Annotated in this window: 16 protein-coding genes; 4 read left to right on the top strand and 12 right to left on the bottom strand. The window is 72.2% G+C overall.

The window, feature by feature from the left end:
• Positions 1–2: 2 nt before the first annotated feature.
• From ABZ939_RS31940 to ABZ939_RS31970, 7 genes are all read right to left on the bottom strand, one after another.
• Positions 3–884 carry a hypothetical protein gene (locus ABZ939_RS31940; RefSeq protein ID WP_361862988.1) on the bottom strand — a complete coding sequence of 294 codons (882 nt, stop codon included), beginning with the start codon at positions 882–884 and terminating at the stop codon, positions 3–5.
• 4 nt (positions 885–888) lie between these two features.
• On the bottom strand, positions 889–1,584 hold the full coding sequence (locus ABZ939_RS31945) for a class I SAM-dependent methyltransferase (protein ID WP_361863031.1): 696 nt from the start codon (positions 1,582–1,584) through the stop codon (positions 889–891).
• Between the two features lie 260 nt (positions 1,585–1,844).
• Positions 1,845–3,155 (bottom strand): condensation protein, encoded by a 1,311-nt coding sequence (locus tag ABZ939_RS31950; RefSeq protein WP_361862991.1) that lies wholly within the window; start codon positions 3,153–3,155, stop codon positions 1,845–1,847.
• Positions 3,155–7,504, bottom strand: a complete 4,350-nt coding sequence (locus ABZ939_RS31955; protein WP_361862994.1) for an alpha-(1->3)-arabinofuranosyltransferase — start codon at positions 7,502–7,504, stop codon at positions 3,155–3,157. Before ABZ939_RS31955 ends, ABZ939_RS31950 begins: the two co-directional genes overlap by 1 nt.
• The gene (locus ABZ939_RS31960; RefSeq protein WP_361862997.1) at positions 7,501–8,220 is read right to left on the bottom strand and encodes a class I SAM-dependent methyltransferase; all 720 of its coding nucleotides are present in this window, start codon (positions 8,218–8,220) and stop codon (positions 7,501–7,503) included. Before ABZ939_RS31960 ends, ABZ939_RS31955 begins: the two co-directional genes overlap by 4 nt.
• Complete coding sequence (locus tag ABZ939_RS31965) at positions 8,217–9,419, bottom strand: glycosyltransferase family 4 protein (protein ID WP_361863000.1); 1,203 nt, start codon at positions 9,417–9,419, stop codon at positions 8,217–8,219. Before ABZ939_RS31965 ends, ABZ939_RS31960 begins: the two co-directional genes overlap by 4 nt.
• Positions 9,420–9,601: 182 nt before the next feature.
• Positions 9,602–10,585, bottom strand: a complete 984-nt coding sequence (locus tag ABZ939_RS31970; RefSeq protein ID WP_361863003.1) for a DUF3068 domain-containing protein — start codon at positions 10,583–10,585, stop codon at positions 9,602–9,604.
• Positions 10,586–10,769: 184 nt separating this feature from the next.
• Between ABZ939_RS31970 and ABZ939_RS31975 the strand changes: the two genes are divergently transcribed.
• Both ABZ939_RS31975 and ABZ939_RS31980 read left to right on the top strand, forming a co-directional pair.
• Positions 10,770–10,922, top strand: coding sequence for a hypothetical protein (locus ABZ939_RS31975; protein ID WP_361863006.1), 153 nt, complete (start codon positions 10,770–10,772; stop codon positions 10,920–10,922).
• Positions 10,919–12,127: a helix-turn-helix domain-containing protein gene (locus ABZ939_RS31980; RefSeq protein ID WP_361863009.1), complete on the top strand. Its 1,209-nt coding sequence runs from the start codon at positions 10,919–10,921 to the stop codon at positions 12,125–12,127. The genes ABZ939_RS31975 and ABZ939_RS31980 overlap by 4 nt, the downstream gene beginning before the upstream one ends.
• A 78-nt stretch (positions 12,128–12,205) precedes the next feature.
• Here the strand turns inward: ABZ939_RS31980 and xdhC are convergent, their stop codons facing one another.
• The 5 genes from xdhC to ABZ939_RS32005 form a co-directional block, all read right to left on the bottom strand.
• Positions 12,206–13,015 carry a xanthine dehydrogenase accessory protein XdhC gene (gene xdhC / locus ABZ939_RS31985; RefSeq protein ID WP_361863012.1) on the bottom strand — a complete coding sequence of 270 codons (810 nt, stop codon included), beginning with the start codon at positions 13,013–13,015 and terminating at the stop codon, positions 12,206–12,208.
• A gap of 1 nt (position 13,016) precedes the next feature.
• Complete coding sequence (gene xdhB / locus ABZ939_RS31990; RefSeq protein WP_361863015.1) at positions 13,017–15,515, bottom strand: xanthine dehydrogenase molybdopterin binding subunit; 2,499 nt, start codon at positions 15,513–15,515, stop codon at positions 13,017–13,019.
• Positions 15,512–17,017, bottom strand: a complete 1,506-nt coding sequence (locus ABZ939_RS31995) for an FAD binding domain-containing protein (protein ID WP_361863018.1) — start codon at positions 17,015–17,017, stop codon at positions 15,512–15,514. The genes xdhB and ABZ939_RS31995 overlap by 4 nt, the downstream gene beginning before the upstream one ends.
• A 452-nt stretch (positions 17,018–17,469) precedes the next feature.
• Positions 17,470–18,684 (bottom strand): glycosyltransferase, encoded by a 1,215-nt coding sequence (locus ABZ939_RS32000; protein ID WP_361863021.1) that lies wholly within the window; start codon positions 18,682–18,684, stop codon positions 17,470–17,472.
• Entirely contained in the window at positions 18,681–19,481 is an 801-nt protein-coding gene (locus tag ABZ939_RS32005) for a MerR family transcriptional regulator (protein WP_361863023.1), read from the bottom strand. The genes ABZ939_RS32000 and ABZ939_RS32005 overlap by 4 nt, the downstream gene beginning before the upstream one ends.
• A gap of 204 nt (positions 19,482–19,685) precedes the next feature.
• Here ABZ939_RS32005 and ABZ939_RS32010 point away from each other — a divergent pair, with 204 nt between their 5' ends.
• Both ABZ939_RS32010 and ABZ939_RS32015 read left to right on the top strand, forming a co-directional pair.
• Positions 19,686–21,926, top strand: coding sequence for a sulfatase-like hydrolase/transferase (locus ABZ939_RS32010; protein ID WP_361863026.1), 2,241 nt, complete (start codon positions 19,686–19,688; stop codon positions 21,924–21,926).
• A 49-nt stretch (positions 21,927–21,975) separates the two neighbouring features.
• The coding region (locus ABZ939_RS32015; protein WP_361863028.1) for a GDP-L-fucose synthase at positions 21,976–22,772 on the top strand (797 nt) is incomplete at its 3' end.

Raw genomic sequence — 22,772 nt, forward strand, 5'->3', positions numbered from 1 at the left:
CGTCAGGTCTGTGGATCGTGGCGTGGCATGACCAACAGGACGGACAGGGCCAGTGCCGTGCCCGCGACACGCAGGATCAGCAGCAGCGGATCGTCCGGCAGCCTCTCGCCGAACGTCAGCGTCCCCACCACGGCCGTGAACAGGCACGTCACCGTCGTGCAGACGGGCACGATCAAGGAGGCACGGCACCTCTGCAGCGCAGCCTGGGACATGACGAGTCCGGCGCCGGCCGTGAACAGCAGCAGATACGGGTACGGGGAGCCGAACAGCGCCTTGGCCGCCGCGCTTGCGCTCCCGGCGGTGAGACGGCCCGACGCCCCCTTGATGGCCAGCGAGCTGACGCCGTAGAGCAGCCCGACGGCCACGCCGTAGCCGATGCCGGTCGTCGGCACCCGATGGCGTCTGCGCGCGCGCCGCTCGACCCGGCCGTACAGCAGCAGTCCGGCCGCGAGCGTCGGCACGCAGACGACGAGCACCAGCACCCACGGCGCCCCTCCGCTCACCACGTCGTCGCCCTCGCGCACCGACGCCACGACCATGAGCAGCGCGACGAGCACCGCCCCGAGCGCATGGCGCTCCCGGCCCGAGGGCTGTTCGCCGAGCACCGCCGACGACAGCAGGAGGAGCAGGACGAGGCCCGAGACGAAGATGCCCTGCGCGGCGGCGATCGGCAGCGCCCGGTAGACGATCAGCTGGGCCACGAAACCGGCGGCGAGCGCGAGGGAACCGGTGATCCACAGCGGGCTGGTCAGCAGCACGCCGACCACGCGGAGCGGCCGCCCGGCGGAGAGCGCGGGCAGCGAGCCGAGGGCCCGTTTCTCCAGGACGAAGCCGACGCTGTAGAGGACGTTCGCGAGCAGCGCCGCGCCCACACCCCACCACATCCCGCTACCTCCGCCGGGCCTGCGCCAGCAGAATGGACGCCGCCGACGGCACGGCGCACGCGGCCCGGTCGATCAGGCGCAGCCCGCGCGGCACCCCGTGGAACGGCGCCCCGGTGATCCGTACGTCCTCGAAACCGGCGGACAGCAGGAACGAGCGCAGCGCACGCGCCGTGAACAGCCGCAGATGGCCCACCACTTCGGAACCCGGTCGGCCGTGGATGCCGCGCAGGCTCACCTCGGAGAACACCGGCTGCAGGCCGGCGAGCAGCAGCCCGCGGTTGTACCAGGCGGCGAGGTTCGGGGTGGAGAGCATCAGATGACCTCCCGGCCGCAGGATGCGCCGCAGTTCGTCCACTGCCCGGTCGGGGTCGACGAGATGCTCGATCACCTCGCTGAACAGCACCGCGTCCGCGCAGCCGTCCGCGAACGGCAGTCCGCCGTGGTCCAGTTCGCCGCGCACCACATGGGCGAGCCGCGGCCGGGCGCGGCGCAGCGCGTCCTGCGACCAGTCGACCCCCACGATCCGGTGCCCGGCGAGAATCGGCCCCGCGGTCGCGGCCGCGGTGCCGTCCCCGCAGCCGACGTCCACGACGAGTGCGCCCGGCGCCGCGAGGGCGGCGGCCAGCAGTCGCGCCTGCCGCCGGCTCCGGGCGCCACCGGACGCCACGGGCACGGCGGGGTTCTCGTAGAACTCCCGCAGCCCGGGAACGGAGTCGGGACGCCCCGCGTCGGGGGCCGGGGTGAGGCGTGACGTTCCGGTGGGATCGTCGAAAAGCGCCGTTCCGGTGGGATCGTCGAAAAGCGCCGTTCCGGTGGGATCGTCGAGGGGCGCCGTTCCGATGGGATCGTCGAGGGGCGCCGTTCCGGTGGGATCGTCGAGCGGCGCCGTTCCGGTGGGATCGTCGAGCGGTGCCGTTCCGGTGGGGTCGGGTGCCGTGGTCGTTTCCACGGTGTGCCTGTTCACAGCGCCTCCGCATCGGTCGCCGCCAGTCGGCCGGCGAACATCTCGCACAGCCGGGCGCCGTCCTCGTCGCCCAGCAGGGTCCGGGACCAGCGCAGCACCAGGTGGAGCCGGCCGCCGGTCGACGCCGTCGTGAACGTCAACCCGCGCGGCATCCCGGCCGGCGCCGAGAACCAGACCGCGTGGGCGCGGCCGGCGGGACCGAAGTCCAGGGGGTACGGGATCCGGCCGATGTTGCTGAGCAGGGTCGTGGACGTCCACGGCGCCGCGAGCCGCCGCACCCCCCGCGTCAGCACCGCCCGGGCGGCGACCGGCAGGACCGGGGCGGTCAGCATCGCGGCACCGCGCCCCAGTTGGGGACGGTCGCGCGCCTTGAGGGCGCGCGTGCGCTCCGCGGTGCTGCGCAGCAGTGCGCCGAGGTCGGCGTCGGGGCCGGTCTCGGTGGCTGTGAAGCCGACCTCGACCAGGCGGGTGCCGTTGCCGATCGGCATCGCGGGCCCGCGGGTGCGGTCGTCGACGGGCATGGTGATGCGCAGCGGTCGGTCGGGTGCGCCCTGCTGCCGGTTCCAGTCGGCGACGGTCAGCGCCGTGGCCACCATCAGCTGGTCGTTCACGGTGTACGGGGCACCGGGCTCCCGCCGGGGCACCGGGAGTTCGGTGACCAGCATCGCGTTTCCGGACGTGGGCCCCGGGCCTCCCGCCGCGACCCGGGCGGGCCGCGCCACCGCCGGCGCACCCCCGGGCGGGAGCGCCGGTCCGGCCGGCGGGCGGACCGGCGCCGGGACGGGCGGGGTGGGGCGACCGCTGTAGATCTCCGCGGCGGTCGCGGCGATCCGCAGGCAGGCGGGACCGTCGAGCGCCGTGTGATGGACCGTGAACAGCAGGACGCACCCCGCGGAATCGGGCTCCTCGACCACCTCCAGGCGGAGGGGCGGCGCGGAGAGCAGCGACGGAGCCTCGGTGAGGGCCCGCCGTCGGGCCCGTGCGAGGGCGCCGGGCGCGCGGGGCGGGAAGGAGACCGCTTCGGAGCCGGGACGGTCGGTCAGCTCCCACTCGTAGCGCCGTGCGAACGGCCCGCGCCCCCGTTCCCGCATCAACACCCGTGGATGCCGGGCGAGCGCCCGCTCGAACGCGTCGCGCAGCCGGTCCGGCCGGACCCGCCCCGGCAGATGGATCTCGATGTGCACCGTGTTCGGCTCACGGTCGTCGGCACAGTGCCGGGCGATCTCGTCCACGACGGCGAACGGCACGCGCGGCAACTCCCGCCCCGCCCCGGCGCGCGCGACGGCCGCGCCCTGATCGGTTGCCATCAGACATCCCTTCTCTCGGTCCGCCCCGTGTGGCCGCCCGGCGGCCCGCCCCGTCCGCCCGAACGGCCGGGTCCCTCGGCCGTTCGCCCCTCACTCCAGGGGTCGCTCGGCGACGCCTCCGGGCCGTACGGATCCGCGGACTCGTACGGTCCCGGCGCGTCGCTCGGGGCGCCCCGGCCCCCGGCCCGGTGCGCGCCCGGCCGGGTGCCGTGCTCGCGACCCACCGTCACCAGCGCCGCGAACAGCGCGATCAGGGCCAGGAGTTGGGCCGTCGGCCCGTACGCGCCCCGGCCCAGCGCCGCCGCCTCGCCGCTGCCGGTGAGGGCGACGACTCCCGCACCCGCCATCGCCGCGAAGGCGATCGGGCCGAGCAACGCAGGGCGCCACCAGGCGATCGCCGCGAGCACGGGTACGGCCACCGCGACGGGACCCGCGATCACCACACCCACCAGCGTCAGCGCGACCGTTCCGAGCAGCAGCCCCGGAGCGGGTGGTACCCCGTCCGTGCCCGGTCCCGCACCCGCGCCCGACGCCGTGTCCGCGCCCTCGGCCGTCGCAGGGGACCGGCGGCGGCCCACGAGCGCGAGCCCGGCGAGCACCACCAGCAGCGCCCCGGCGGCGATCAGCCCGGCGTCGTACACGCGGGACGGCTCGTACAGCAGCGTCACGGTGCCTCCCTGGCCGGCGGGAACGAGCCAGGCCTGCTGCCAGCCGTCGATGCGCAGCGGGCGCAGCTCCTCGCCGTCGAGCGTGGCCTTCCAGCCCGCGTTGTGGTTCTCGTGGAGCTGCAGGTACGAGGCGTCACCCGCGCCCACCCGGAGGGTGCGCCGGTCGCCGCCGCCCGAGACGACCTCGACCTCGCGCGGGGCGGACGCGGCGGCCCGCGTACCGCCGGTCGCCAGCTCGATGCCGGTCACCGCGAGCGGGCCGGTGTCACCGGCCTCGACGGTGTGCGTGCGACGGTCCAGGGAGACGCGGCTGCCGTCGGCGCACAGGGTGACGGCGACCGGCCGGCGTTCCGTCAGGTCCCGTACCAGCCCGTCGGCACGCGTCTCGAGGAACCGGCCGTCGATCGACACGACCGGACCCTTGCCGCACGGCAGCGTGAACTTCTTCGCCGGGTCCGGCTGCGGCGCGCGGTACTTCTCCAGCGCCGGGATGTGCAGCTCGCTCAGCCCGACCGGCAGCTGCAACTGCTCGTCGGCGACCGGGTTGTGCAGGGTCAGCGGCGCGACACGCGAGACCGTGATGTCCATCCGGTCGGTCGTGATGGGGGAGAACCGCGCCAGGCCGTTCTCGTCGACCGCCGCGATCGCGGTCCCGTCCGGCGAGCTGATCTGCACCTGCTCCGGCCGGGTCGCGAGCCCGCCCGCCGCGGCGAGGACGATCTCGCCGACCGCGGTCTTCTCCGGCCACCTCAGATGCAGCACGGGCCGTTCGCCCGCCACCCACGCCGTGGTCAGATCGCCGTCCGTCAGATTGCGCGGACTGAGATTCGTCCCGAGCCGAGCGGTCGAGTCCGCGCTCACGACGATCTTCTCCCGTTGCCCGGTGAGGTCGAACAGCAGCTCGTCGAGCTCCTTGCCCGGTACGGGCAGGGCAGTCGCGCGCACCGTGTAGTCGGCCGCCCTGGCGGCCTCGAACTGCCGGTGCAGGCCCACCTCGGCGGACACGGCGGACAGCCCGCCGGGATCGCTGCCCCGGGACAGCGCGTACACGACCGAGCCGGCGACGTCGCGCGGTGCGTCGGCGGGCAGTTCCAGCATCCGGGTCACCTGCACGCCCGGGACGGAGATCTCGGTGAACCCGGCGCCGGTAAGCCCCGGACGGCCCTGCTGCGACTCGAGGATCGTCACCTTCAGCCACTTCGCCTCGCCCTCCGGCGCGGCGACCCGCTGGGTGCTGCCGTCCGGCCGCAGCGAGCCGACCCGGCTGCCCCGGTCGGTCTCCACCCGCACCACCGTGGGCGCGGCGCGCACATTGCCGCTGGGCAACGGCGTCAGGTCCAGCGTCCCCGGGACGCGGGTCGGGCCGGTGAAGTCGATCCGCACCCACTCGCCCCCGGGGGAGCCGGGGGAGCCCTCGGCCCAGCCGGTGTCCGGATTGCCGTCGAAGGCGTTGACGGGGTCGTACTGCGGAAGATGGAACAACCAGTTGCCCACCGACGACGCGGTCACGGACGCCGCGCCGCGCAGCACCGCGGTCGTCTGGTGCCGGCTCCCCTCCAGGGGCAGGATCTGCCGGGGTTCGCGGCCCGGATCCTGCACCGCCTGCTCAGCGTTGCGCTCCTCACGGGTGTACGTGTGCGAGGTGCCCGAGTTCACCAGTCCGAACCGGGTGTCGGCGCGGCGCATCCCGTCACCGGCCGCGTACAGCGACGGCCGGTCCACCCCCGGGTGCGCGTCGCCCGCCAGCACCGCGGGCCGACCGGCCAGGGCGCCCGAGGCGGACAGCGGCAGCAGGGACTCGGGACCACCGCTGACGACCGCCGTGCCGGAGACGGGCGTCATGCGCGCCGGACCGGGGCGGGCGGTGCCGGACGGCGGTGCGTAGATCTCGACCGCGCGCTGGCGCGGGTAGAGGCCCTCGACCTGGACGGGGGTGTCGTCGGCGATCCGGCCGTCGGTCAGCAGCGGGCCGAATCCGGTCACGCGCCGGTAGCCGGAGGCCTCGAGCGTCCGCTTCACGGTCGCCGTGGGGACGTGCCCGAGCTGGTCGGGGTCCAGGTCGTTGCGCACGACGACGTGGTACAGCCCGGCCCGGGCGAGGTACGAGGCGAGCCCCGGCACCTCGCCGCCCGACGTCAGGGCCTGCTCCACGGCGTCCATCGCCCGCCGGTTGCCGGGGGTCCCGAACGGCACGTAGTCGCGCTGCGCCCACGGGGACCGGGCGAGGACGTCGAGGGGCTGGTCGATAGGTGAGCCCCAGGTGTAGATGCCGTGCGCGGTCGCGGGAACGACCAGCGCACGGTCGTCGGGCGCGTGTTCCTCCAGCCAGTCCGCGGTCGTCTCCCAGTACGAGGGCAGCTGGCGGAACGAACCCGGCTGCAGGATGGAACCGTTGACGTACGGCCAGGCCAGGCCCGGCAGGACGAGCAGGGCTGCCACGACGGGCGCGAAGCGGCGGGACCGGGCCGGTACGGACCGGGGGAGGGCCGTGGCCGTCAGGTGCATGAAGCCCAGGACGAGCGCGAGGGCGAGTCCCGTCTGGAACTTGTAGATGTTCCGGAACGGCACCAGCGGCCCGTTCAGCCAGTCCTGCACCGTGCCGTGGAACGGACCGCCCAGCGCGCCGCCGTACCCGGCGAGCGTGACCAGCGCGACGACCGTCGCCGTCAGCACCAGCCAGCGCCGCTCGGGCAGGTCACGCCGGGCGAGCCCGGCGAGGCCGGCCGCCGCGGCGAGGGCCGAACCGGCGATCACGAGGGCCGACGTGGCGACGGTCCAGCCGGCGGGCAGCCAGGCCTCGCCGAAGTGCAGATAGCCCACCCAGTTGCCGCTCCCGCGCAGCACCTCGGCCGCCGACATCGTCGCCGTGGTGGTCTGCGAGGACTCCACGTACGGCATGAAGTTCTCGCCGTACGTCCCCAGGAGCAGCAGCGGCACGATCCACCAGGCGGTCGCGAGGATCACGCACGGTGTCCACCACGCGATCAGGGCGCGCTTGCGGGGACCGCCCGGACGGGACAGCAGATACAGGCCGACGGGCAGCAGCGACGCCAGCGTCGACGCGGCGTTCACCCCGCCCATGAGCGGGATGATCAGCGCGGAGCGGGCGGCGGCCAGGCGCGGGCTCGTCCGCGGGTCCGTCAGCGGCAGCAGCACCCACGGCAGCACCGCGCCGGGCAGGGCGGCGGCCGACGTGGATCCGACGACGATCGTGTACGTCGGCCACAGGGCGTACACCGCCGAGCCGACGAGCCGCGACGTGGGCGAGCCGACCCCGATGCGCTCGGCGAGCCGGAGGGCGCCCCAGAACGCGGTGGTGACCACGAGGGAGAGCCAGAGTCGTTCCGCCAGCCAGACGGGCAGCCGCGCCAGGTCGGCGGCCGCGTGGAACGGCAGCATCGGGATCGCGTAGCCGACGTACTGGTCGGCGATACCGCCGAAACCGGCCCGGTCGTGCCACAACTGGCCCAGGTCGCGCAGGAACCGCCACGGATCCGCGACCACCCCCAGCTTGGTCTCGAACGTCATCCGCCCCGGCGACACCGCGAGGAACGCCAGAAACACCGCCGCCCAGAAGCCGAGCAGCCAGCGCCGGGAGCGCCGCTGCGGCTCCGGCGCGTCGGGCGCGGGCCCGGGCGCGGCCGGAGAGGCGGGCGGGCGGGCATGGATGGTGCTGGTCATGGACACCGCCGGAGGATGAGGAGAAGGTTCCACGTCGCGAATTCCCGAAGCCCCGGCACGCGCGGAACGACCTCCGGGAGGACCGGCCAGTAGCGGGAGCGGGCGGAGACGATCTCCACGTCGTCCCGGCTCCTGACGTGGCGCAGGGTCGGTCCGACCCCGATGGCGAACAGGTTCTCGCCGAGCCGGTGCTTGGCGGCCCGTCCGGTGCGCCGCTCGTAGCGGGCGCGGGCCCGCTCGGCGCCCAGGTAGTGCCAGGGCGCCCATTCATGGCCGCCCCACGGCGAGAGCCAGTTGGTGAAGGAGACGTAGATCAGTCCGTCCGTCCGGGTGACCCGGACCATCTCGCTGAGGAAGGTGCCGGGATCCCGCACGTGCTCCAGCACGTTGGACGAGAAGCAGACGTCGGCGGCGCCGTCGGCGAGCGGCAGCAGATAGCCGTCGGCGACGACGGCCCCCGCCCCCGGTACGGAGTCGAGTTCGGCGAGGTCCGGCTCGAACAGGTAGCCGTGGGCGCCGCGGCGGCGGAACTCCCGGGTGAAGTAGCCGCGTCCGCCACCGACGTCGACGACGACCCGGCCGTCCAGCCGGACATGGCGTTCGACCTGGTCGGCCGCGTCGCGGGCCAGTAACTCGTACGCGGTGTGCGGATCGTCCTGCTCGCGCAGGAACGCCCGGAAGAGGGTGAGGGAGCGGTGGAACGACGGGTCCTTCACGTGTGCACGCCCTCCGCCTGCGCGCCCCGGCCCTGCGGGCGCGCGCGGTTCACCGCCTCCGCGGCGACGGCGCGGAACCGTCGCACCGTGCCGCTCCACCGGAAGTCGGCGGCGTGTTCGGCAGCGGCCTTGCCCATGGCCTCGCGCCGGGCATCGTCCAGCGCCAGCGTGCACCAGGCGGCGGCGAACGACGACTCCCCGCGGGCCAGGAGCCCGGTGACGCCGTCGTGGACCGAATCACGCAGCCCCGGCACGTCGAACCCGAGCGTCGGAGTGGAGCGGGCGCCCGCCTCGGTCACCACGAGACCCCAGCCCTCGACGGCCGCGGGGTGCAGCAGCAGCCACGCCTCGCACAGCAGCCGGTGCTTCTCCTCCTCGGACACATGTCCTCTGAACTCCACGCCGGGCCCCGCGAGTTGTTCGAGCCTCTCGCGCTCGGGCCCGTCGCCGACGATGACGAGCCGGCCGCCGGTGACGGGCCGGACCCGCTCCCACAGCCGCAGCAGCAGATCGATCCGCTTGTAGTCGACCAGTCGGCCGAGGGCGACGAACATCGGCGTCGCCGACCGCGGGGCGCGCGGCCCCGGCTCGTGGACACCGTTGTGCACGACGCGGATCTGCTCCTGCGGCACGCCGATCGCGCGGAGCGCGCCCGCGGTCGAGGGCGACACGGCCACCAGCAGATTGCCGCGGTGGGCCCGGGCCAGGGCCCAGTGCTCGAGCAGCCGGCCGGCGCGGGCGACGGGTCCGGGGAAGCGCATGTCCCACAGTTCGGTGTGCACATGGTTGACCAGGCACAGCGTGGGTCCGTGATGCCACAGCGGGGACAGGTACGGCATCCCGTTGCACACCTCGACGAGCAGGTCGCAGGCGCCGACCTGGCGGGCGAAGGCGGCGCGCGCACCGACGAAGTGGCCGAGCGCGCCGCCGGCCGACACGACACGGTACGGCCGGTGCGCGGCGGGACCGCCGCACAGCAGCGTGACGTCGTGGCCCAGCTCGGTCAGTCCGGAGGCGAGCCGGTCGACCAGGAGCTCCGAGCCTCCCGCGGCCGGGTTGCCGAGGTCGCGATGGGCGAGGAAGGCGATGCGCCGGGGAGCTTCGGCCCCGCGCGCACGGGCCGGGACGAGGCTGTCCAGGGGCCGTGGGAGCGGCTGCGGAACCGGGTGGAGCTGTGGGGGAGGAACGTGCTGGGGCATGCGTGCTCCAACTCGTGTCGGGGTGCGGAGGAGAGTGGGGGGAGTAGAGCGGTGGGGGCGTGAGGTGGGGGACTGCGGAACGGTGGGGGTGACCGGGGAGGGGCCGTGCTCGGTGGTGAACGCCAGTCTTCGGTACGTGTTCGATCCGCGGCTACTCACCGGTATGACAACTTCGGGTGCGCTCAGGCGGGCTGATTCGTCATCAAGTGAGCGTCCAGGGGCTCCGGTTCGGTCCGACGACCCCGTACGACGAGTGCCGCGCCGACCAGCACGAGGACCGAACCGAACACCCCGGCCCCGAGAGGCACCGTGCTGCCGAGCAGCTCCAGCCTCCTGCTGTCCGCCGAGGCAAGCTCCACCTGCTGCCGCTGGGTACGGTCCGTGAAAGCGATCTTGTCGCTCGACAGCAGCACGACCGCGTCCTTCTTCGCACCCGGCGCGCGCAGTGTCTTGCGCGGTCCGATGGCCGCGTAGACGATGCGCCCGGTGCGCCGGTCCGCGACCAGCTCGATCCGGCCGTTGGCGTACCACTCCTCGGCGAGCACCTGCGGCGTCTTCGGCAGGCCGACCAGCCGCCCCGGCACCTGCCGCACACCCGTCCTGGTGGGCGGGACACTGCCGGTGAAGCGCAGCCCCTCGTAGCCCTGCACGGTGCCCGGGCCCGCGTACCGGAGTCGTACGACACCACCGAGGGTGCCGTCCCACCAGCGGTAGTCGCGCTCCTCGACGTCGAAGGGGAACTTCAGGTACGCCTCGCCGTCGAAGACGGGCGACTCGCGGCAGCAGTGCACCGGTTCATTGGTCCGCCGGTCGGTCACCCAGCGCTCGAGCGTCCACTGGAGGGAGTCGCGGGTGTCGGCGGCCGGCAGGGTGGAGTCGGTGTCGACGGAGGTGGACACGTCCCAGACGGCGTTGCCGCTCCGCACGCTGTCCGCGACGTCGCCGCGGACCTGGCGGGTGATGGTGATCCGCCGGTCGTTCACCGTCTTGAGCAGGGAGGTGTCGAAGTAGCTGCCGGTGCCGGCGAAGACGGTCGTCGTGTCGACGTCGACAGGGGTGCGCTTGGCGTGCGGCTGGACGTACATCACCAGTAACGGGGCGAGGACCAGCAGAAAAACCCCCGCTCCCAGCAGGATCAGGGACATGGGTGAAGCGGTACGGCGCATCCGGGCACTCCTGGTTCGAGAAACTCGCACGGAGACGCACGGACCCCAGGGCCGGTCGAGCCCTTGTGGCTGAAGACGGTAGGGAGCCCCTTGACGGATTGTCAATGACCCGTCAAGACTGACGTCCGGCCGGTGGGGGCCGGCCGGGGTGGGATCGTCTCCAACGAGGAGCTGACCCGACACAATGCGCAGACTGCTTGCCGCATCGACCACCGTGGTGATCGCCGCGGCACTCGCCGTGGGCACCGCCTTCGGGATCGTGGCACTTCTCGATGCCACCCCTGAACAGCCCAATGTCCCCCTGATCACCTACGACACGGCCCCGCCGCTCCGATGAGCCGTCCCGCGTGGAGTGCGGTGCCCAAGCCGAAGGTGGAGCGGTTCGCCGCGATCGCCCTGGCCGAGTCGGCGGATCTGGCCCAGGTGATCCTGCGCGAGATCCGCAGCGACTTCCCCGAACTACGGCTCGTGCAGGGCGAGTCCGGCGAACCGATGGCGCTCGTGGGCATCCGGCGTGCCATCGAGGGGTTCGTCCAGCACCTGGCGTCCGGGGCGGCCGACCCCAGGGTCCCGCCCGAGGTCTTCCAGGAGTTCGGCAGGGGAGAGGGGCTGAACGGGCGCAGCCTCGACTCCCTTCAAGCCGTCTACCGGCTCGGGGTACGCCTCGCCTGGCGCAGGTTCGCCGAGATCGGCCAGCAGGTCGACATCGCCGCGCCCGCCATGTACGAACTCGCCGAATCCGGCTTCGTGTACCTGGACGGCCTCGTGGAGCAGTCGGTGCGCGGATACGCGGAGGCGGCGGCCCGGCAGGCCAGCGAACGCCTGCGGCTGCAGCGTCAGTTGATCGACCGTCTGCTGTCCGGGCAGCGCGGCGACACCGTGCACACCCTCGGCGAACGTGCCGCTCGCATCGGCTGGGAGCTGCCCGCCACCATCGCCGTCGGCGTGCTGATCCGGCCGGCCAGAGAGGCCGTCGCCCCCGCCGTGGGTCAGGGCATCCTCCTCGACATGGAGAGCGAGCAGCCCCGCATGGTCATCCCCGAGCCGGACACCGCGGGCCGCGCGGATCTGGTGCGGCGGGCCACGACGGGCTGGTCCGGGGCGATCGGGCCGTCGGTGCCGCTCGCGGCCGCGGCGACGTCGCTGCGGTGGGCCGAGACGGCCGTGCGACTGATCGAGGACGGCCTCCTGCCCCAGGGCGAGGTGCAGCACTGCACCGACCGCACGGAGGAACTCGTCCTGCTGCCCTCCCGGGAGCTGATCGACGCCGCGGCCCCGCGCTGCCTGACCCCGCTCCAGGACGTCGCCCCGGCCCAGGCCCGCCGCCTCGCCGCGACGTTACTGGCCTGGATCGAGACCTCCGGGGGCGCCCCGGACGTCGCGAACCGCCTCGGTGTCCACCCTCAGACGGCCCGCTATCGGCTGCGCCAGATCCGCGAACTGTGGGGAGACGCCATCGACGACCCCGACCGCCGCTTCGAGATGCTCCTCGTCCTGCGCGCCCAACGCCTGCGCGGCGAACTCTCCGCGACCCCCGACTGACGGAGACGAGGCAGAAAGGATGCCCCGCACGTGTGCTTTCGCACCACGCGGGGCACCCCTGTCGGTCCGGTGGGAGCCTCAGATCCCCTCGGTCTCGAAGGTGCGCAGCAGATCGGCGGCGACGCTCACGGCAATGGTCGCGGGTTCCTTGCCGGTGATGTCGGCCAGCCCGATCGGGGTCTTGATCCGATCGATGGTGGCCTCGTCGTGACCGCCCTCGGTGACGAGGCGCTTGTGGAACCGCACCCACTTGGCCGCCGACCCGATCAGCCCGATGGAGCCCAGATGGTTCGTGCGCAGGGCGGCGTCGCACAGAGCGGCGTCCTCGGCGTGATCATGGGTCATGATCAGGATGTGGGTGCCGCGCGGCAACTCCTCCAGCACCTCCTCGGGCAACAGCGGCGTGTGGTGCACATGCACCTGCGCCACCGCGTCCGCCAGCACGTCGAGCCGCTCCTCGGTGAGGATGTCGGGGCGGCTGTCGATCAGATGGAGGTCGAGGTCCTGGCGCGCCAGGATGCGCGCCAGCTCCAGCCCGACATGCCCGACACCGAAGATCGCCACCGCCCGTACCACCGGCAGCGGTTCGAGCAGTACCGAGACCGTGCCGCCGCAGCACTGCACGCCGTGCTGGTTGGTCACCTTGTCGTTCAGGGCGAAATCGATCAGCTCCGGCTCCGGCTTGGACGCGACGATCATCTCCCGGGCCCGATCGATCGCGACGGCCTCGACATTGCCGCCACCGATCGAGCCCCAGGTCTTCGTCTGCCCGACCACGAGCTTCGCGCCTGCGTCGCGCGGGGCATGGCCGCGCACGGTCGCGACGGTCACCAGCACGCCGGACTCCCGGCGGGCTCGCAGCCGTGCGACCGCGGCGACCCACGTCATGTCAGGCACCGCTCAACGCTTCTGCGTCGGTGCGGATCGTGCCGTCGGCGTGCCCGGTGCCGGCGTGCCCGTTTCCGGCCTGCCCGATGCCGGCCTGCCCGTTTCCGGCCTGCCGCGTGTCGGCGTGGCCATGGGTGGCAGGCCCGTCGGGGTCGTCACCGTTCCGGGAGGCCTGGCCCTGACGAGCGGCTTGGATCGCCCAGTACACCGCCTCCGGCGTCGCGGGCGAGGCCAACTCGACGCTGATCCCGCTCGGCCCGAACGCGGCGGCGGCCTGCCGCAACGCCTCTCGCACCGAGAACGCCAACATCAGCGGAGGCTCACCCACCGCCTTGGACCCGTATACCGCGCCCTCTTCGGTGGCGTTCTCCAGCAGCGTGACATTGAACTCCTCGGGCATCTCCGAAAAGCTCGGCAGCTTGTAGGTGCTCGCGGCCTGGGTCAGCAGCCGGCCGCGGTTCGGCCCGTCACCGGCGTCCCAGCGCATGTCCTCCAGCGTCAGCCAGCCCGCGCCCTGTACGAAACCACCCTCGACCTGACCGATGTCGATCATCGGGGACAGGCTGTCGCCCACATCGTGCACGATGTCCACCCGACGGATGCGGTACGCGCCGGTGAAGCCGTCCACCTCCACCTCGGCAGCGGCGGCGCCGTAGGAGAAGTACTTGAACGGCGAACCGCTGAAGGTCTTCGCGTCCCAGTGCAGACCCTCGGTCCGGTAGAAACCGGCCGCCGACAACTGCACGCGCTGGAAGTACGCGGTGCGCACCAGATCGTCCCAGGCCAGCTCCTTGTCGCTGCCCAGGCTGCGCGCGACGCCCTCGACGATGCGCACATCCGAGGCGTTCGAACCCAGCTGGGTGGCGGCCACCTGCAGCAGCCGCTCGCGCAGCTGCTCGCAGGCGTTCTTCACCGCCGCGCCGTTGAGATCCGCCCCGGAACTGGCGGCGGTGGCAGAGGTGTTGGGCACCTTGTCGGTTCGCGTCGGGGCCAGCCGCACCTTGTGCAGCGGGATGCCCAGCGTGGTCGCCGCCACCTGCAGCATCTTGGTGTGCAGGCCCTGTCCCATCTCGGTGCCGCCGTGGTTGATCAGGACCGAGCCGTCCTTGTAGATCAGCACCAGCGCGCCGGCCTGGTTGAAGGCGGTGAGGTTGAACGAGATGCCGAACTTGATGCCGGTGAGCGCCAGGGCCCGCTTGGTGTTCGGGTGCGCGGCGTTGAAGGCGGCGATCTCGCGCGTGCGCTCGGCGAGGCCGGCGTCGTCCTTGACCTGTTCCCAGACGGCGGAGATCCGTTCGGGCTGGACGACCAGCTGTCCGTACGGCGTCGACTGACCCGGCCGGTAGAAGTTGCGCTCCCGCAGCTCCATCGGATCCAGGCCGAGCAGCGGCGCGCACCGGCCCATGATGTCCTCGATCACCAGCATCCCCTGCGGTCCGCCGAAGCCGCGGAAGGCGGTGTTGGAGACCTTGTTGGTCTTGGCGATGCGACCGGCGATGCGCGCGTTGGGGAGCCAGTAGGTGTTGTCGATGTGGCACAGCGCACGGGCCACCACCGGCTCGGACAGGTCCAGGCTCCAGCCGCCGTCCGCGGTCAGGGTGGCGTCCAGGGCCTGGATGCGGCCTTCGGCGTCGAAGCCGATCTTCCACTCGGCGTGGAACCCGTGCCGCTTTCCGGACATGGTCAGGTCCTGCGTCCGGTTGAGCCGCAGCCGAACCGGCCGACCGGTCAGCTTGGCGCCGAGCGCGGCGATGGCCGCGAACCCGTGCGGCTGCATCTCCTTGCCGCCGAAGCCGCCACCCATCCGCAGACACTGCACGGTCACCTCGTGGCTGTGCAGACCGAGTACGTGCGCGACGATTTCCTGCGTTTCCGAAGGATGCTGGGTGCTGCTCTGGACGAACACCTGCTCGGCCTCGTCGACATGGGCCAGCGCCGCGTGCGTCTCCAGGTAGAAGTGTTCCTGATCGGAGAACTGGAACTCGCCGGTGAACACGTGCGCGGAGTCGGCGAAGCCGGCGTCGACGTCGCCGGTCAGCATCACGGGCCGGGCGCCGTGGAAACTGTCGGCCGCGATCGCGTCCTGGAGTGTGATCAGGGAGGGCTGCTCGTCGAGTTCCACCTCGACGGCCGCCGCACCGAGCCGGGCCGCCTCCAGGGTCTCGCCGAGCACCCAGGCGACCGCGTGGCCGTAGAACATGACCTCGTCGGGGAACAACGGTTCGTCGTGCTTCATCCCCGCATCGTTGACGCCGGGCACGTCGGCACCGGTCAGCACGCGGACCACGCCGGGTACGGCGAGCGCGGGCTCGGTGCGCAGCGCGGTGATCCTGCCGTGGGCCTTCATGACCTGGACCGGGTAGGCGTGCAGCACGTCCTTGGTGCGGTGGACCAGGTCGTCGGTGTAGAGCGCGGTGCCGGTGACGTGCTGGGCCGCACTCTCATGCGGCAGCGAGACACCGACGACAGGCTTTTCGGGACGCTCGGACAAATGGCTCATGACGACACCGCCTCGGTGGTTTGCGCGTGCAGCTTCAGCAGGCTCTGGCCGAGCATCGCGGAGCGGTAGCCGGCGCTGGCACGGTGATCGCTCATCGGCGTGCCCTCGGCCTGCAGCACAGGGGCCACGGCCTCGACGGTCTCCGCCGTCCACGGCTCGCCCTCAAGAGCCGCCTCGGTGGCGAGGGCGCGGATCGGAGTGGCGGCCACGCCGCCCAGGCCGATGCGTGCCTTGCGGACGATCCCGTCCTCGATGTCGAGCGAGAAAGCGACCGCCACGCTGGAGATGTCGTCGAAGCGCCGCTTGGCGATCTTGTGGAAGGCCGTGACCGGCGACAGCGGTAGCGGGATGCGCACCGCACGGATCAGCTCGCCGGGACGGCGCACGCTCTGCCGGTAGCCGGTGAAGTACTCCGCCAGCGGGACCTCGCGCTCACCGTCGGCGTCGGCGAGTACCACCGACGCCTCCAGCGCGAGCAGCACCGGCGGGCTGTCACCGATGGGGGAGCCCGTTCCCAGGTTGCCGCCGAGGGTCGCTCCATTACGGATGAGCCGGGAGGCGAACTGCGGGAACAGTTCGGCAAGGAGCGGGACATCGCCGTCGAGGCGGCGCTCGATCTCGGTGAGCGTCAGGGCCGCCCCGATCTCGATGTGCTCGGATTCGACGCGTAGCTCCCGCAGTTCGGGCAGCCGGTCGACGGCGACCACACAATCCGCCCGGCGGGAACGGATGTTGACCTCCACGCCCCAGTCGGTGGAGCCGGCCACCACCACGGCGTCGGGCCGCTCGCGCAGCAACCGCAGCGTTTCGGCCAGGGTGCTCCTCCGCAGGAACGCGCTGTCGCCCTGGGTGTACGCGGTGGCAACAGGCGCGGGCGGGGCCTGCTCACGGCGCTGCGCCAGCGGGTCCTCATCGGTGGGTGCACCGACGGCGAACGCGGCATCGCGAATCGGGCGGTAGCCGGTGCAGCGGCACAGGTTTCCGCTCAGCGCGTGCAGATCGAAACCGTTCGGACCGTGCTCGGCGTCGTTGCTCTCGGCCGAGTTCGAGTTCGAGTCCGGGTCCGAGTCCGAGTCCGGGGACGAGTCCGCGTGCGCGCAGCGATCGGGTCGGTAGTACTCGGCGGCCATGCTGCAGATGAAGCCCGGTGTGCAGTAACCGCATTGGGAACCCCCGCGGACCGCCATCTCCTCCTGAACCGGGTGCAGGGTGGGCGGCGTGCCGGGTTCGCCGGCGGTGGCGAGGCCTTCGGAGGTGATGATCTCCTGGCCGTCGAGCGCCGCAGCCGGGACCAGACAGGCGTTGACCGCCACCCAGTCGGTGGGCTTGTTCACCCCCGGACGGGCCACCAGGACCGAACAGGCGCCGCATTCACCCTCGGCGCAGCCCTCCTTGGTGCCGGTGAGGCCACGCTCGCGCAGAAAATCCAGCACGGTGGTGTGGGGCGCAGCCGGTGAGATCGGTGTTTCTTTCCCGTTGACCGTGATCCGCGCCGCTACCATGACGGGCCTCCGTTTCGGTGCGCGATCGGTCGATTCATCATGTTCGCCAATTTTGGGCAGCTTTCTGTGCTCAGACACGCCACGTCAGAGGAGCGGGCGCAGAACGGCACGCAACGGCGACGTGCCAGGAGGTGGTGGTGACGGGGGAAACCCGGAATGTGCCACGGACGGGCACATCAGAAACGGCGCAGTCAGCAGCCGTGCGCGATACGACCCGGAACCCAGACCGTGCTGTGGGCGAGGCGACTCAGATCAGAGCGGGTGTTCATCCGCCGGTCGCCTCCTCTCGGTCGTCATGGGTCGACGTTGACCGCAAGTTAGTTGCTGGCGCCACGGAGGTCAAGAGCCCGACCTCCGTATCCGGGAGTCCTGGCCCCGGCTGACCGTGACCTGCACCGCCGCTGCGTACGCAGGCGATGAGGGCGACGCAGGCGACGGGGCGCCGATGGGCGTCATCCGTCGGTCAGCTGCTGGATGGCCTTGAGAGCCCGGCCTGCTCCGTCCTCGCACGCCATGTGGTGCGCCGCTCTCGCGGCGGCGAGTGTGTAGGACTGCTGCCTCACCACGCGGTCGAGTGAGTCGCCCAGTCGTTCGGCGGTGAGGAGTCGGAAGGGGATCGGGACGGTCGCGGCGCCGACGGCGGCCAGTCGTGCCGCCCAGAACGGCTGGTCGGCAGTCACGGGTACGGTGACCGCGGGCACTCCGGCGCGCAGGGCGGCGGCCGAGGTGCCGGCCCCGGCGTGGTGGACCACCGCGGCCAGCCTGGGGAACAGCAGGGCGTGCGGTACGTCCCCGATGGTGAGGACGTCGTCGCCGTCGGCGGCGAGTCCGGCACTGCCGGCCTGGAGAACGCCGCGCAGCCCGGCGCGGCGCAGGGCTCGCACGGCGATCTCGCTCAGTCGCTCCCCCTCGCCGGACGCCATGCTCCCGAAGCCGATGAACACGGGCCGGGGCCCGGCGCGAAGGAAGTCCTCCAGGTTCGAGGGAAGCCGTTCGGCCGCATCGTGGTGGGGCCACCAGTTGCCCACGACCTCCAGTCCGGAGCGCCAGTCGGAGGGGCGGGGCACGAGGGCCGTGCTGAAGCCGTGCAGGACGGGCCAGTTGGCCCGTTCCTGCCGTCGGCGCATCTCGGAAGGGGAGGCCGGGGGCAGCTGAAGGCGGTGGCGCAGCTGCGCGACGGCCTGTTCGAAGACCCGGTCGGCCATCCTGAGGGCAAAGCGTCCGGTCGCTCGGTTGGCGACGCGGCCCAGGGAGCGGGAGCCCGTGACGACGGGCGGGAAATCGCCGGTCGGTGCGGTGGGCTGGAGATACATGCCGTGGCTCGGGGTGCCCGTGGCCTCGGTGACGTGCCAGCCGAGCGGGGCCGTGGTGGTCGACAGCAGGAGCAGATCCGTGCCGTCGGCCACCGCTTCGGCGAACCCCTGGCCCAGTTCGGTGATGAACGCGGCGGCGGTACGCATCAGTTCACGCTTGCCTGTGACGCCGCCGCGTCCTCGAGGGTCGGCGGGAAGGCTGCGGAATGGCAGCCCGGCCTCGCGTACGAGGGGTGCGAAGGCGTCCGTGGTGGCGAGGGTGACGTCGTATCCGGCCCGCCGCAGGTCCGCGCCCAGGCCCGTATAGGGCGCGACGTCGCCACGGGATCCGGCTGCGGCGATCAGGATCCTCATCGGACCTCCCGGTAGTCGGTACGGCCGCCCGTGTGGCGGGCCGCGTTGGCGTGGACCGCCTGGCACGTATAGGCGGCCAGGCCCGGGCGTTGCTGCGAAGGGGGTATGACCAGCGCGAATGCGCGCGGGTCGGCGACGAAGTCGTCCGCGATGCGCCGGTGCATGTCGGGCGGGCAGGAGGTGAACCAGCGTGAGATGTGCAGGCGGTGCTCCTCGGCGAGGTCCATGGCACGCTCGCCGTCGCTCGGCTCTTCCTCGTCGAAGGCCGCGAGCAGTTCCGCGCGCCAGGCGGCGGCCTCACCCATGAGCAGGCGCCAGTCCTCCTTGGTGTGGGCAGCCGCCCGCGCCATCGCCTCGCGCTGTCCCTCCGAGTGCGCCCACTTCAGCTCCGCCTCGGCGGCATAGCTCAGGTCGAAGGTGATCTCGCCGAAGACCTCGAAGCGTTCCTGAGGAGTCAGGGACACCCCGGTGTTCTGGACCTCTATCGCCCGTTCCGCCACCTCGACCAGCCGCTGCAGCCTGGCGATCTCCTCCCCCAACTGCCGCTGCCGCGCCCGGAGTCGCTCCAGGGCGTTCGCCTGCGGATCCTTGAAGATCGCGGCGATCTCGTCGAGCGGGAAGCCGAGCTCACGGTAGAAGAGGATCTGCTGGAGACGGACCAGGTCGGCGTCACCGTAGAGCCGGTAGCCGGCCTGGCTGCGGTCACTGGGCGAGAGCAGCCCCGTCTTGTCGTAGTGGTGCAGCGTGCGCACCGTCACCCCGGCGAAGGCCGCGACCTGCCCCACGGAATAACTCATCCACCCGCCCTTTCGTCGACCACAGCCTGAAGCCTGACGTAAGGGGAGGGTCAACTCGCGATCGCCCCGGTGCTGCGGCGGCGAGATCCCCGCCCCGCCTCGCGCCGGCCGAGCTGTCACACGCTCTTAATGCCATGTGCATGGTCATCAGCTCGGTGCTCTCCGCATGATCGAATCCCGTCCACGAGAGCCAAGGAGCCCCCGATGCCCACCCGCCGCCACTTCCTCGCCGGCTCCGCGGCCGCCGTCGGCCTCGCCGCGCTCCCCGCCGCACCGACGGCCGAGGCGGCGGCCCCGGCAACCCAGACCGCGACCACCGCGACGACCGCCGGCACGGCGACTCCGAACCTCGTCGTGATCCTCGCCGACGACCTCGGCTACGGCGACCTCGGTGCGTACGGCCAGAAACTGATCACCACGCCGCGGATCGACCAGCTCGCCGCCGAGGGCCTGAGGTTCACCGACGCCTACTCGACGGCCGCGGTCTGCGCACCGTCCCGCTGCTCGCTGCTGACCGGCCTGCACACCGGCCACTCCGCCGTCCGCGCCAACCCCAACGGCGCCCCCGGCGCGCTTAAGGCCGGTGACACCACCTTCGCCGAAGTGCTGCGGGCCCGCGGCTACCGGACCGCCGTCATCGGGAAGTGGGGCTTCGGGCCGGAGGAGGGCGACCAGCCCAGCCACCCCAACTCCCGTGGCTTCGAGGAGTTCTACGGGTACATCGACCACGGGCACGCGCACGAGTACTACCCGCAGTACCTTTGGCACAACGGCGCGAAGGAGACGATCGCCGCCAACGCGAACGGCGCGAAGGTCGCCTACGCGCCCCAGCTCATCGAGCAGCGCGCGCTGGACTTCATCGACGACCACGCCACCGAGCCCTTCCTGCTCCTCCTCACACCGACCGTGCCGCACGCCCCGAGCGACATCCCCGATGTCGGCGCCTACGCCTCCCGCACCTGGACCCAGCAGAACAAGGGCCACGCCGCCCAGATCACCTTCTTCGACACGCTCGTCGGGAAGGTCACCGACCGGCTGCGCGCGCTCGGCATCGCCGAGAACACCGTCGTCCTCGTCACCAGCGACAACGGCCCCCACGAGGAAGGCGGGGTCAACCCCGACCTGTTCGACGCGAACGGCCCGCTGCGCGGCTACAAGCGCAACCTGTACGAAGGCGGCATCCGCGTCCCGCTGATCGCCTGGTCCCCGGGCCGCATCGGCTCGGGGACCAGCGACCGCCCCACCCCGCTCACCGACGTGCTGCCCACCCTGGCGGAACTCGGCGGAGCACCCGCACCCACGGACATCGACGGACTGTCGGTCGCCCCGCTGCTCGCCGGGAGCCCGGACGCCGCACGCCACAACCACCTGTACTGGTACCGAGACGAACGCGGCGTCACCAGCCGCGCCAACACCCAGGACGACGGCCGCGCCACCTGGCTCGCCGAGGCCGTACGCAAGGAGAACTGGAAGGCCGTGCGCTTCGCGCCGGTCAGGGACCACGCACTGCCCGACGCACAGTGGCAGGTCGAGCTGTACGATCTCGCCTCCGACCTCGGTGAGCAGCGCAACGTGGCCGACGCCAACCCGTCCGTGGTGACCGGCCTGGTCGCCCTCATGCGTTCCTCGTGGGTGGACACGTACGTCCGCAAGCCCTTCGGAGCCCGCGCGCAGATCCAGGGGCCGGCCGTGCCCGGTGAGGCCTTCACGGTCACCGGGACCCTGGGCAACGGGTCGGGCAAGCCCTGGACCCGCGCACTCCTCACGCTGCGCGCTCCGGCAGGCTGGCAGGTCCAGGCGACCACCGCGACCGGCCAGGACCTGCTGGCCGCCGGCGCCACGCTGACCACCACCTGGCGGGTCACCCCGCCCGCGACGGCCACCGCCGGCACGCGATGGCCGCTGACCGTCGACGGCACCGCGGAGTCACCGACCGGGCCGCTGCGTTACTCCGCCACGGAACGGGTCTCGACGGTGCCCCCGGCGCCGGTCGCCGACTCCTACCTGAGCGATCTCGAATGGGTGTCGGCCACCAACGGCTGGGGTCCGGTGGAACGCGACCGGTCCAACGGGCGAAAGGCGGCCGGGGACGGCACGCCGATCTCGTTCGGCGGAGTGACGTACGCCAAGGGCCTCGGCGTCCACGCACCCTCCGAGATCGTCTACCACCTCGGCGGCAAGGCGGACCGCTTCACCGCGCTCGTCGGCATCGACGACTTCTCGACGAACCAGGCCGCCACCGGCGCGACGAAGGCCTCGGTGCGGGGCGACGGGAAGGTGCTGTTCACCAGCGGCAAGCTGACCGGCGCGGGAGGTCCCGTACAGGTGGATCTCGACGTACGCGGGGTGAAGCTGCTGCACCTCGTCGTCGAGGACGCCAACGCCAACACGGCCTTCGACCACACCTCCTGGGCTCTCGCCCGGGTGACAGTGCTCCGACCGTGAGTGCCTCGAAGGAGCCGGCCTTTCCACAAGAACTGGCATGATCCGGGCCATGACTGAATCGAGGAATGTCCCTTCGGAAGCCTTGTCGTATCTGCCGGAGCGGGCCCGTGTGTTCGTCGCGGGACACCGCGGCCTGGTCGGCTCCGCGATCGCCCGCAGGCTGACCGCGGACGGGCACGAAGTGATCACCCGGAGCCGTGCGGAGCTCGATCTGCGTGATGCGGCGCGGACGGCGGCGTTCCTGGCCGAGGTCCGCCCTGATGCCGTGGTGCTCGCCGCGGCCAAGGTGGGCGGCATCATGGCGAACAGCACCTACCCGGTGCAGTTCCTGGAGGAGAATCTCCAGATCCAGCTCGCGGTCGTCGCCGGTGCGCACGCCGCCGGGGTGGGGCGTCTGCTGTTCCTGGGCTCGTCGTGCATCTATCCGAGGCTCGCTCCGCAGCCGATCTCCGAGGACGTGCTGCTGACCGGGCCGCTGGAGCCGACCAACGAGGCGTACGCGCTGGCGAAGATCGCCGGGATCGTGCAGGTCCAGTCGTACCGCAAGCAGTACGGCGCCGCCTACATCTCGGCGATGCCGACCAATCTGTACGGGCCGGGTGACAACTTCGATCTGGAGACCTCGCACGTCCTGCCGGCGCTGATCCGCCGCTTCCACGAGGCCCGTGAGGAGGGCCGTGAGGAGATCGTGCTGTGGGGCTCGGGGACCCCGCGCCGGGAGTTCCTGCACGTCGACGACCTGGCCGCCGCGTGCGCCGTGCTGCTGCGGAGCTACGACGGTGACGAGCCGGTCAACATCGGCTGCGGCGAGGACCTCACCATCCGCGAACTCGCCGAGACGGTCGC

Origin of the sequence: Streptomyces sp. NPDC046712 (assembly GCF_040645695.1) — a bacterium.
In the GTDB taxonomy this organism is placed as follows: domain Bacteria; phylum Actinomycetota; class Actinomycetes; order Streptomycetales; family Streptomycetaceae; genus Streptomyces.